The following is an 11,943-nucleotide window of genomic DNA, read 5'->3' on the forward strand; positions in this document are numbered from 1 at the left end:
CCACCGCATTCAGGGCCAGCAGCTTGGCCGGTTCGAACTTGTTAAGCAGGTAAGCACCGGCGAAGCGGCCCACCATGGCCGCCCCCCAATAGAAGGCCACCTGATTGCCGGCAGCCGTGGCATCGAGGCCCATCACGCTGGGCAGCGCCAGGTAGCTCACAATGTGCGAGCCAATAGCCACTTCGGCCCCCACGTAAGCAAAGATGCCTACCACCCCGAGCAGTAGGTGGCGGTATTGCCAGGCGCTGTGATGATGTGCACCAGTAGCGGCATCATCGTCGGCGACGTGCTCGATGACAGGCAGAGAAATCCGGCTCAGCACCAAGCTGATGAGCAGCAACGCCACCCCAATAATGAGGTAGGGCAACTGTACGGCAGTTACGTCAATGCTGGCCGCCGTGGTAGCATTGTCAAGTTTGGGCAGGTGGCTCAGGATGAGGGCACTGCCTAGCAGCGGGGCCAGCGTGGTGCCCAGCGAGTTGAACGCCTGCGTGAGCGTGAGGCGGGCCGACGCCGACGCCGGCGGACCCAAAATGGCCACGTATGGATTGGCCGCTACCTGCAGCAGCGTGATACCTGCCGCCAGCACAAACAGCGCCCCCAGAAATAGCCCATACGCCCGCTGCGCCGCAGCTGGATAAAACAGAAAAGCGCCGACGGCCGCCACTGCAAAGCCCAGTAGCATGCCGCGCTTGTAGCCCAGCCGCGCCACTACTTTCCCGGCCGGGATGCTCACTAGGAAATAAGCACCGAAGAAGCATAGGTTAATCAGGTTGGCCTGAGCGAAGGAAAGCTGAAAAATAGCTTTCAGGTAGGGAATCAGGATGTCGTTGAGGCAGGTGATGAAGCCCCAGAGGAAGAACAGAACCGTGACGGCACTCAGAGCGGAGGTGTAGCGCTGGGTGGCGTCGGTAGATGCAGTGGCAGTTCGGGAAGATTGGGTGGGAATAGCAGCCATAAGAATCAGGAAAGTGAAAAGTGATTTATAAGGCAATTTCCACTTTAAAATGCATCGGCCAGCGACTGCAGCCGCAACTGTTGCTTTAGCTGCGCGGCTGAGGTGGGGCTGGGACTGCGAAACGTTACCGTCTTCGGTTGCCCGGGTAGCAGGTCGAAGTAATTATCTTCAAAAAAGCCGTCACCTTCGGCCAGCGTCATGTTAACGTCGCGGGCCAGGGTTTGGCTTTGCAGGGTCAGTTGGTAAGTACTGTCCGTGAGCGGCTTCCAGGTGGTGGTGATACCCGGGCGGGGCATCATCATTTCCTTGGGCGCGGCGAAGTAGTGGGTGTTAGCGGCCAGGGTGGTGCCGTCAGCAGCCTGTACTGCACAGCTGAGCACGACCTGCTTGGGATTATGTCCTTTTAGCAGCTTTTTGCGGGAGATATCAAGGTAAGCTTTGCTGGTCAGCAGCTCGATTTGCAGGGCTTGGGTTTGCTCAAATAGCAGGTGGCCGGTAAAGTCCAGCAGGCGCACCTGCAGCCGGGCGGGCACGGCCGCGAGGCGGTCCGACACCACGTAGAAGCGCACGTTGTCGCCTTCTTCGTGAGGGCTAAGCAGCACATCGGCGTAGAAGCGCTTAGCGTAGTATTGCAAGGCTTTCCAGCGGCCGTAGTAGTCGATGGACGACCACGAGGCCGCGCCCCAGCAGTCGTCGAGTTGCCAGTACATGGAGCCCATCACGCGGGGGCGGTTGCGGCGCAGGTGCTCAGCGGCAATTTTGATGGCGTGGGCCTGCAACACCTGGCTCACGTAGAGAAACGAGGAGAAATCCTTGGGCTCGCGGAAGTCGCGGCGCAGGTATTCGAGCAGACGCGGGTTGCCAGCCTGGCTGCGCTGGTGCTCGCGCATCACGGGCGAGGCAATGTCGTAATCAGCGGGGGCGGCGAACTGCTGCACCGATTTCAGCTCCGGAAAGGACTGGAAGCCGTACTCGCTCATGAAGCGCGGCACCTGCTTTTCGTAGGCAGTCAGCGGCTCGGTGCCGGCCCATACGGCCCAGTAGTGCATGTCGCCGTTGCTTTGGCGGCTGGCCAAGTCTTCGTAGTTGGCCGAGGGGCTGGAAGGCCAGTAGAGGCGGCTGGGGTCGTGGGCACGCAACACCGCCGGCAGCACGTCGTTGAACATCCGTAGATAGTCGCCCCACACTTCCTTCTGGTGCGCGGCCCCGATGATACTGGGAATGTTCCAGTCCTGCCAGGCCACTTCATTCTCGTTGTTGCCCACCCAGATGGCCAGGCTGGGGTGGTCGCGCAGGCGGCGTACTTGGTGGGTGGCTTCCTGCCGCACGTTGTCCATAAACTCCGGGTTGCCGGGGTAGAAGGTGCAGGCAAACATGAAATCCTGCCACACCAGCAGGCCCAGTTCGTCGCAGGTATCGTAGAAATAGTCGTTTTCGTAAATGCCACCGCCCCACACCCGCACCATGTTCATGTTGCAGTCGCGGGCCGATTGCAGCAGGTGGCGGTAGCGTTGGTTGGTGACGCGGGTTGGGAAAATATCGGCTGGAATCCAGTTCGCGCCCTTGGCAAAAACCGGGATGCCGTTCACTACAAACTCGAACGACTTGCCATACTGGTCGCGCTCGCGGCGTAACTCCAGCGTGCGCAGGCCGATGCGCTTCTTGGCCGTATCCAGCGGCTTACCGCCCTGCACCAACCGCGCTGTGAAAGTGTAAAGTGCCTGCGCCCCATATCCCGCCGGAAACCAGCGCTGCGGCTTATCCAGTCGCATTTGGACTGCCAGTTCGTGGCGATTGGGTTGCAGCGTCACCGCCTGCTCCAGGCGCGGGCCCGCGGGCTTGCCATCCGGTCCCAGCGCCTCGATGAGCAACGTAGCGGCGGGATTTTGCACCGCGGTTCCGCCATCGTATTCCACCACGAAACCGAGTTGTGCGACGTCATCGCTGAGGCTACGCTGCACCACATGGAAGTCGCTGATGCGGGCCTCGTCCCAGACTTCGAGCTGCACGGGCTGCCAGATGCCGGCCGTGACGAAGCGCGGGCCCCAGTCCCAGCCGTATTGATAGGGCGCTTTGCGGGTGTAAGGGCTCAGCACAGGGCCTTTGTCGCCCACCACGGCCATGGCCTGCTCGTCGTTGGTGGCGTAGAGCGGGAAGCCGTACTTGGCAGGTAGGCCAGCCACCTCCGTCAGCGGCGAGCGAAAGTGGATGCGCAGGTGGTTTTCGCCGGCCCGCAGCTGTGGTTTCACGCTCACCCGCCACTCCCGGAACATGTTGTCGGCGTGCAGGATGGTGGCATCGTTCAACGTTACATCAGCGTATGTATCAAGGCCTTTGAATACCAGTTCCAGGTAGGAGCGGCGCAGCATTTCGGGCGTCACGGCGAAGGTGGTTTCATAGTCCCAGTCCGCTTTGCCAATCCACTGCTGTTGCAGCTCGTTGTCGCGGTAGAGTGGGTCTTTAATCTGGCCAGCCGCCAACAAATCGGTGTGCACGCAGCCGGGCACGGTGGACGACATCCAGCCCTCCTTGTCCGCCTGGTGAAAGCGCCAACCCTGCGTTAGCAGCTGCGTGGTCTTTGCCGTTTGGGCAGTAGCTATTTTGGGCAGTGCGGCCAAGATGATGAGGAGAATGAGGTAGCGCATGGCGGATAGTTGGGATGTGGATGAACCCAGCAGTTAGCGGCAGTTGTACGCTTCAGCCAGCAGCTGCAAAGTGGGACCAGCAGCTGAGGCAGGGTATTGCACCTCAATGGTTTTGCGCTCGCCCGGCAGCAGCGTGAAGTAGCCATCAGAGAAATAGGCGGGCAGTACAGGGCTCGATTGGCTGCCCAGCAAGGTGAGGCGCACGGTCACGGCGGGCGTGGCGGTGGGGTTCGTCAACTCATAAATCAGTTGCCGTTTTGCTGCATCCTGACGCAGCAGCTTCGGCGTGAGCGTCACTGCTGGCAACGCGTTGAAGGCTTGAAAATCGGGAGTAGCGGCCGTTTTCTGCCAATAGTCGTTGCTGGAAAGCATGTTGCCAGCCGCATCCGTCAGCACAAGGCGCAGCAGGTACACGCCTGGCAGCGTGGCGGGCAGTTGGGGCGTGAATACGGCTGTGGCCTGATTGGCCGGGGCCTGCACGGCGCGGGATTCGGTGGTCAGGCGCTGGCCGGCTACGTCGTAGAGGCTGCACGTTACCTGGCCACCACCCAGCGGCCGGAGCGTGGTGTTAATTACCATCACTTGATGGTCGTCCAGGTTCCATTGCACATGCAGGGGTTCGCAGGCTTTTTGCGCACCGAAGTAGGCGGCGTGGGTGGCGTAGTCCCAGGAATACAGCTGCCAAATCATGCTGGGCCAGGCCGGGTGGCTCATCCAGAGCAGCACGCCGCTGGTGTTGCGCCAGAGGCGACTGTTCCAGGCCTCGAACATGGCGCGGTGGTGGTCGTAGTTGAGAAACTGGACCTTGCGGGCGAAGTCTTCCAAGCCGGTGGGGACGCCATAGAGGTGGGTCACGTCGCCCAGGTACTTCTGCTGCTCGTGCTCGGCGTGCAGGTCGTGGTAGTACCAGGTGTCGCTGATGGGCCACTGGTCGGCGGCCGGGATGAACTGGCGGATGGTGCGGGCCTCGGGCACGGAGAAAGTGCCGATTTCGGTGGTGAAGCCCTGGGCGAGGCGCCGGGCGTACTCGGCGGGGTCGGAGAAGTAGTTCCAGGGGCCGCTGGTGCGCAGGTTGAGGTTGCGCGAGTTGGGCTGGTAGTAACGGGTGCCGTCCTCAGTGGCAATGAGCCGGGCCAGCAGGTCTTCGAGGCCGGCGGGCGCGTAGCCCTCGTTGCGCGGGCACCAGATGGCGATGCTCGGGTGGTTGCGGTAGCGCCGCACCACATCGGTGGCATTATCCATGAACAGCTTGTTATCAGTCGCTTCGATGTTGAAGCCCTGAGTTGAAAGCCAGAAGTCGTTCCAGACCAGCATGCCATATTCATCGGCCAGCTGGAAGAAATCTTCCTCGGTACTCTCGCCGGTCCAGTTGCGAATCATGTTGAGGTGGGCCTGCTGATGCAGCTTGAAGTAAGGTTCCAGCCGCGCCCGCGACACGCGCTTGCGGGCGTCGTCCATGCCCCAGTTGCCGCCCCGGCAGAAGATGCGCTGGCCGTTCACCTTCAGCACGAGATAGGGCGCGGCAGCCGGCTCCGCCACGGGCGTAAATGCGGCCTGGTCGGCGCCGGTCCGCAGCCGGGACACGGCTACTTCGGGCACCACCTCGCGGCGGTTCACGTTGTCAAAAAGCAGCTTGCCCGCCGGGGCTCGCAGCGGGTTAAACTTGACTCGTTGGCCCTCCCCTGCCGGCGTGTCAACCGTCATTTCATACGTCAGCTCCCGCACTCCAAACCGCACCGTATGCCGGTCCGAAGGCTTGCCGCCAGCCGCCACTACACGCAGCTGCATGGTATAGAGACTGGGCCGGCCGTAGCCGTTGGGCCACCACAGGCGCGGCCGATTCAGGCGCAGCGGGGCAAAGCTGGCCGGGTCGAAACGCACCAGCTTGTCACTCAGCGCAGGCACCGTCACGGTTTGGCGAAAAGTTTGGCCTTCCAGTTGGCCCGTTACAAGAACGCTTTGCGGCTGGCGGCTGGTGTTGTGCAGCGTGGCGCGCACCGCTACCGTGGCCCGAGTGGTATCGGGCAGCGGCAGGTCGGTGATTACCTGCGGGTCGCGCAGGGTGACGGGGCCGCTGAAGTGCAGCTGCACGTCCTGCCAGATGCCGCTGTTACGGTCGCGGATGCCGGGCATCCAGTCCCAGCCTTCCGAGGCCATGAAGGTGGGGCCATCGCCAGCCAGGGCGCCGCCGTTCGGCCCCTGGCCGGTGCGGGCCGACTCTTCGTGCGGAATGCCGGGGTGCGGCGGCGGCAGGATGCGCACGGCCAGCACGTTCTCATCAGCAGCCTTTAGCCACCGGCTCACCTCAAACTCGCCGCGCCGAAACGCGCCTTTGATGGTGCCCAGGCGTTGGCCATTCAGCCACACTTCGGCCTGGTAGTTTATGCCCGCAAAGGTCAGCCAGGCGCTTTGCCCGCGCTTCTCAGCCGGCACCCGAAACGCAACGCGGTACCACCACGGCTGGCGCGCCAGCGTGTCGGGGATGCGCAGGTTATTCAGCCCGATGTAGGGGTCGGGGTACACGCCCTGGTCGATGAGCGTGGTGAGCACGGTGCCGGGCACGGTGGCATTGTACCAGGTGGCGCTGCGGAAACCGGGCTGGCTGATGGCCGCGCCAGCCGCCGGCACGTCATTGGCCGCGGCCATTTCCCAACCTTGCGTAAGGCGCAGCCGGCCATCGGGCGCGGGCGCCAGCACGGTGCGCGGCAGCACTTTGGGCCGGCGCGTGGGCGGCAAGTACGCCGCCTTTGCCTGGGGCAAGAGCGCCGAGTCCTGCGGTTTCGCCAGGCCATAATTAAGCTTGGGCTGCTGCCCGTGGGCAGCGGGCTGTTGGCACAGTCCCGCCCCAATAGCCACGAGCAGCCAGCCCAAGCGAAGCCGACGGCCCACCACCGCCAGCTTACTATCGTTGATAAAATCCATCCATTTCCCCGTCCAACCCATCATAATGCCCGCGCTTTGCTTCCGGCTGTGATGATGAGCACCCGCTCCTGCTGCGGCCCCAGCGTGAGGGTGGGCAGCGTGAGCTGCTGGTCTTTCAGGGCCAGGCCCGTCAGTTTTTGGGATTGCCGGTTGCTGGGGTCGAAGGCCTGCCCGTCGAGTTTCTTGGTGCCAGCGGTGGGGAAGGTGGCGGCCGTGGCAACGGGCGCGGCGGTGTTGTTCAGCAGGTACACGAAGTAGGTGTCGCCGCAGCGCAGGCCGAAGCTTTGCACCACGCCGCTGGCCACGTCGAAGGGCTCGAAGTCGCCGTGGCCAGCGGCCAGCATCCGGTCGCTGATGTCGCGCACGGCGCGGAAGTAGGGCGTCATCTTCTGGTCGTCGAACAGCTCCCACCACCACGTCATCGGCAGCACGGGCGTGGGGCTGAACAGGCCGTACCACAGCCCGCGCCGGTAGTCGTAGTTGAAGCCGTCTTTGTAGGCCGGGTTGGCATCTTCCCAGCGGTAGCCGAACTCGCCCACCACGTAGGGCTTGCCAAAAGTCTGGATGTAATCGGGGTAGATGGCCGGTATTTTCTCGGTGTGCTTGTAGATGTGCTTCTGGTTGAAATCGAAGTAGGCCACCGAGTTCAGCCCCCCGATGTCGCGGTGCGAAATGCTGGTCGTCACCAGGTGCTGGTAGGGGTCGATGTCCTTGAGGTAGCGGCTCATTTCGGCGTGCCAGTGCGTCACGGCGGCGTGCGGAATCAGCAGGCTGTCCTGCTGCGTGTACACGGCATTATCTACCTCGTTGAAGAACTCCCAGGCCGCAATATTGGGGCTGTAGCCCCAGCGGGCCACGATGTAGCGCAGCTTGTTCTTATACTTCTGCTGCGCCGCGGGCAGCGTAAAAAACTCGGTGGGCGTGCGGGCCGGGCCGCCGTTGGCCTGGTTGTAGGGGCTGTTGCGCCAGCCGCCTTTTTCCATCAAATGGCCGTGCCAATCAAGGGTGAGCATGAAGTACAGCCCCAGCGAATCGGTGAGTTGCACCAGCTCGTCCATCCGCTTGATGGCGCCCGGATGGAAGTAGTCGGTGGAGTTTACGTAGCGCTTCGTGGTGCTCACTTTGGGCCACTCCAGCGGCAGGTTCCAGTAGCACATCCAGGTGCGGAAGAAGTTGGCTCCGTTCTTCGCCAGGGTGGGCAGCAGGTAATCGTAGGTGAACTTCTGGTCCTCAAACGAGCGGGATTCCCAGGCCACGTTCTCCCCGATTCCGCGAAACAAATCGCCGTTATCAAACCGAAACGTGTACAGGTCATTCTTGTGCAGAAAGCCCGGTTTCTTGCCCGCTACCACCGTAAAGGAGCTGGCCGCTGATTCCTCGGTACCCGCCTTGCTGGTTAGCCGGAAAAAGCCGGTGTACGCCCCCAACATCTGAGGGGCAAACCGCACCTTCCAGCGCGACTGCGGCGCGGCGTTCTGTTCGCAGTAGGCTGGCACCACCACCGGCAGTCCATTCGGCGCGGTCAGCACCAAATCCAGGCTCACCTCCTGCTGATTGTACGGGTTTTTAAAGGTAGAATTGAGCGTAATGTCCCACTCGGCCTTCTCGTATTCGCGCACCGGCGCAGTAGTCAGCTTCGTTGAGCCGATGATTTTTTGCGCGTAGCTCGCCGAAGCTGCCAGCCATGCCAGCAGCCCAAGGAGCAGCCCTTTCCAGTTTTTCATAGCTGTTTTATAGCAGGTTGTGTAGTTATGCACGGCCGTTAACCCCACCCCCGGCCCCTCCCCTCCGGGAGAGGGGTGCGTTCTGACGAATCTCGCATCTGGTACCCCTCTCCCGGAGGGGAGGGGCCGGGGTGTGTACTACCACTTCGGCAGCTCGTCGCGCGTCAGCACTTGCGGGGCGTCGTAAATGCGCTTGATGGCTTCGACAGAATTCTTTTCCTGCACCAGCTCGGCCCAGCTCATGAAAAACGTCCAGCGAGGCTGCGCGGCCAGGATTTCCGGTGTGGGCAGCGTGGCGCACTCGCCAATGGCAATGGGCTTTGCACCTACGATGGGTAGGATGTAGTCGTACCACGATTTGTCGTAACCCTGGTCGTACACGTCGAAGGCGAAAACGTCCCAGTAGGCTTCGCCGGGGTTGTATTGGGCGAAGTCGCGGCTCATGTCCTGCATGTCCCACACCCAGATGAGGTTGGTCAGGCCCTTGGTTTTCTGCAGGTAGTCGTGGGTAATTTGGTAGAGGCGGGCGGTGCCGTTGGGGCCGGGCCGGCCGCCCCACCAGAATTTGCCCTGGTTCATCTCGTGCAAGGGCCGGAACAGCACTTCCACGTTGTGGTCTTTCAGGTATTGCAGGTACACGGCGATGCCGTCCATGCGGGCTTTCCAGGCCTTGTTTAGGGGCGTGCCGTCGGTGGTGAGCTCCTGCCACTGCGCATCGGTGAGCAACTGGTTGAGCAGGCCAGGGTCCCAGGCGCAGGGCTCGCCGGGGCCGGGCGGGCAGGCGTGCCACATAATGTTGACCACAGCGCCCTTGCGGTACTGCTTGCGCGCCTGCTTTATCATCTTCCAGCGGTTGTCAATGTTTTCCTGCTGGAACAGGAAGTCGCCGCTCCACAGCGCCGGGTACTTGCCAGTGGTTTTCCGGATGAAATCCGTCCACTTTGTTGGCTCGGCGTTAGGTTCTTTGTTGTGCTGGCCGGCCAGGGTTTTGGTGCCCGAAATGCTGTTCAGATAAGGCAGCACCTTGGCAGACTGGGCGGCGGCGTTGGTCGCCAAACCGAGGGTTGCAAACAGGAAGTACTTGAAGAAGGAAGAAGCCATGCCAGCCAGAAAACAAGAGCGGCCCACGGAAGCGCCGGAGCCGCTCCTGTGCGGTGATTGAAGTAGGTGAAAGAACGGTTATTTGCGCAGCATGTACCAGTAGGTTTTGGCGCCGCCTAACTCTTTCTTGCCGCCGTCGCCGTTCCAGTCGATATCGTAGGGCTGCACGTTGAAGGGCATTTTCAGCGAGCGTTTGTCGGCGCTGAATTCCAGGGCGACGGTTTTGGTCTGGGCCGTACCGGGGTTGAAGGTGAGGGTATTATCAGCAAAATTGCGCAGCCAGGTGCCCTGGTTGCGGGGCAGGCGGCGGAACTTGTAATTGTAGTCGGTGGTGCCGTACATGAAGTTGGCAAACTGCCCATCGGGGCCGGCCTGGTGATTGAAGGTGCCAGTGAGCTTGCCATCGGCCGTGACGCCGGTCACGGCGAAAGTCAGCGTGTTGTCCAGCTCTTTACTGGCATCGGGAATGTTGCTGGCCAGCGTTTTGGTGCCATTCCAGCCCCAGCTTTCGCCCTCGCCAATGAAGTACTGGAATTGCAGGTTGGTCATCGACCACGTTCCATCCAAATCCGACACGTAGTCCTTGATTTCCACCGTCCACGGCCGGGTTTCGCCCGACTGCGAGGTGACGTTGTAGGTCCGAATCCGGTTGGTGCCCGAGAAGTCGGTGGGCACGCCTGAGGCCGGGCTCACCTCGGCGTGGTAAGATGTTTCGATGCGCGGCGTCACCTTGGTCAGGTCGGTGCCGGGCACCACGTACACCACCACCTTGCCCATGTCGGAGGTACGGGTGATTTCGGCCACGCCAATCTGGTTCTGGGCCAGCGCGAAATCCGTGATGGCGCGCTCGTTGCTCACGATGTCTTTGAACGGGTCCTGCTTGCAGCCGCTCAAGGTGCTCAAGCTGGCGAGGACGCCGACGCTCAGGAGGGTAAAATTCTGGAATTTCATATTGAATGGTGGGATTTTTAGGGTTCTTAAACCGTCATGCAGAGCGCAGCGAAGCATCTCGTGTGCAGCAGTAAACCAATTGATTAGAATTAGTTAAAGCACGCGAGATGCTTCGCTGCGCTCTGCATGACAGCCTTGATTGCCCGGTTCTACAGCAGCGCGTTCAAATCAACCTCGCGGGTGGGGATGGGGAAATAGTAGGCGTCGCCGGTGATGGTTTTGCCGTAGCGCTGGACCAGGATTTCCTCCATTTTGTGGGTGCGGCGCAGGTCGAAGAGGCGGTTGCCTTCGAAGCACAGTTCCCAGGCGCGCTCCTGGATAACGGCGTCGCGGAAGGCGCTGGCGCTGAGGCCGGGCGTGAGCGGCGCAATGTTAGCCCGCGAGCGGATGCGGTTGATGGCGGTGTAGCCGTCGGTGGTGGGGCCGCAGGCTTCGGCGTAAAGCAGCAGCACGTCGGAGTAGCGCAGCACAGGGGTGTTGGCGCTGGTTTGCTCGCCTACTTGCTGGGGGTCGAGGTACTTGCGGGTGAAGGGGCGGCTGTAGTCGGTGATGCCCAGCGTGCGGGTGGCTGTGCCCACGGTGACCGTGTTCGGAATGAGGTCGATTTTGCGCTTGTCGGCGGGGTCGAAGCTGTTGTAGAGGGCGCCTTCGGTGAGGAAGTGGTTGTAGCCTGATTTCACGGGGGTGCCGTCGCTGAGCATGAACGTGGCCCCGTCGATGTAGGGGATAAACATGAGCGGCAGCTTCGAGTAGTTGCCTTCCGAGAGGCCAGCGCGGTCCACGGTCACGGCGAAAATGTGCTCGGGGCCGGTCTTCTTCGTGACGTCGTAGATGTCTTTCAGGTTGGCATCGAGGCCGTAGCCGGTGGCAGTGAGGGCGCTGTTGGCCATCGTTTTGGCTTCGGTGTAGAGGCCGGTGGCGTCGGTCACGAAGTCGTAGCCGGGCGTGCCCGTCAGCTTGCCCGAGGCCAGGGTGGCGTCTACCTTAGCAAGCAGGCTCCAGGCGGCTACGCGGTTGGCGCGGCCGTCGCGGCGGGTCAGGTCGGTCAGGGCGATGCTCTGCTTGAGGTCGCTGGTAATCAGCGCATAGATATCCTGAATGGAGGCTTTGGCCGCATCGGTCTGGCTGAGCGACGTAACCGGTGCGGTGCGCAGCGGCGCAGCGCCAAACAGCCGCACGATGTTGAAGTAGTGCAGCGCCCGCAGGAAGTAGGCCTCGCCCACAAGCTCGTTGCGGTTGGCCTCGGCCATGTTGCTGATGCCGGGCACGTTGGCAATCACGGCATTGGCACGGTTCACACCGATGTAGGCGTAGCGCCAGGTAGTGGTCAGGTCCACGTTGTCGGCGCGCACGGCCAGGCGGTCGAACTCGAAGTTGCTGGCCCCGGCGTCGGGCTTGAGGGTGATGTCCTCGGTGGGCAGCTCGGTGACGGTGATGAAGCCGCGCGAGTAATACTCAATCTCGGGCAGGATGGCGTAGGCGTAGATGAGGGCCGCGTTGGCATCAGCCTCGGTTTTGTAGAAGTTGCCCTGCGAAACGAAGCCGTAGGGGTCTTCCTGAAGCGAGCAGCCGGCCGACAGTAACAGCGCCCCGGCCAGACCTAGTTGTTTGAGGAGTTTCATGGGTGGGAATGGTAAAGCCG

The 11,943-nt window shown here is 61.8% G+C and carries 7 protein-coding genes; all 7 read right to left on the reverse strand.

The annotated features are described in order from the left end of the window. Positions 1-958 (reverse strand): sugar MFS transporter (locus J4E00_RS19055; protein WP_208176858.1); only part of this gene is annotated, 958 nt, incomplete at its 3' end. Positions 959-1,002: 44 nt separating this feature from the next. Beyond that, positions 1,003-3,603 (reverse strand): beta-mannosidase, encoded by a 2,601-nt coding sequence (locus J4E00_RS19060; RefSeq protein WP_208176859.1) that lies wholly within the window; start codon positions 3,601-3,603, stop codon positions 1,003-1,005. A gap of 33 nt (positions 3,604-3,636) precedes the next feature. After that, positions 3,637-6,549, reverse strand: coding sequence for a glycoside hydrolase family 2 protein (locus J4E00_RS19065; RefSeq protein ID WP_208176860.1), 2,913 nt, complete (start codon positions 6,547-6,549; stop codon positions 3,637-3,639). Next, entirely contained in the window at positions 6,546-8,249 is a 1,704-nt protein-coding gene (locus J4E00_RS19070; protein ID WP_208176861.1) for a cellulase family glycosylhydrolase, read from the reverse strand. The genes J4E00_RS19065 and J4E00_RS19070 overlap by 4 nt, the downstream gene beginning before the upstream one ends. A gap of 138 nt (positions 8,250-8,387) precedes the next feature. After that, positions 8,388-9,350 carry a glycosyl hydrolase gene (locus J4E00_RS19075; protein ID WP_208176862.1) on the reverse strand — a complete coding sequence of 321 codons (963 nt, stop codon included), beginning with the start codon at positions 9,348-9,350 and terminating at the stop codon, positions 8,388-8,390. A 78-nt stretch (positions 9,351-9,428) separates the two neighbouring features. Further along, positions 9,429-10,301: a hypothetical protein gene (locus tag J4E00_RS19080; protein WP_208176863.1), complete on the reverse strand. Its 873-nt coding sequence runs from the start codon at positions 10,299-10,301 to the stop codon at positions 9,429-9,431. A 149-nt stretch (positions 10,302-10,450) separates the two neighbouring features. Continuing rightward, positions 10,451-11,923: a RagB/SusD family nutrient uptake outer membrane protein gene (locus J4E00_RS19085; RefSeq protein ID WP_208176864.1), complete on the reverse strand. Its 1,473-nt coding sequence runs from the start codon at positions 11,921-11,923 to the stop codon at positions 10,451-10,453. Positions 11,924-11,943: the final 20 nt, after the last annotated feature.

Source organism: Hymenobacter negativus, assembly GCF_017571495.1.
In the GTDB taxonomy this organism is placed as follows: Bacteria; Bacteroidota; Bacteroidia; order Cytophagales; family Hymenobacteraceae; genus Hymenobacter; species Hymenobacter negativus.

What these genes read in the sequence shown, in the direction of transcription:
- J4E00_RS19060 (WP_208176859.1), bottom strand. Translation starts at nt 3,603, where the DNA reads ATGCGCTACCTCATTCTCCTCATCATCTTGGCCGCACTGCCCAAAATA.
- J4E00_RS19065 (WP_208176860.1), bottom strand. Translation starts at nt 6,549, where the DNA reads ATGATGGGTTGGACGGGGAAATGGATGGATTTTATCAACGATAGTAAG.
- J4E00_RS19070 (WP_208176861.1), bottom strand. Translation starts at nt 8,249, where the DNA reads ATGAAAAACTGGAAAGGGCTGCTCCTTGGGCTGCTGGCATGGCTGGCA.
- J4E00_RS19075 (WP_208176862.1), bottom strand. Translation starts at nt 9,350, where the DNA reads ATGGCTTCTTCCTTCTTCAAGTACTTCCTGTTTGCAACCCTCGGTTTG.
- J4E00_RS19080 (WP_208176863.1), bottom strand. Translation starts at nt 10,301, where the DNA reads ATGAAATTCCAGAATTTTACCCTCCTGAGCGTCGGCGTCCTCGCCAGC.
- J4E00_RS19085 (WP_208176864.1), bottom strand. Translation starts at nt 11,923, where the DNA reads ATGAAACTCCTCAAACAACTAGGTCTGGCCGGGGCGCTGTTACTGTCG.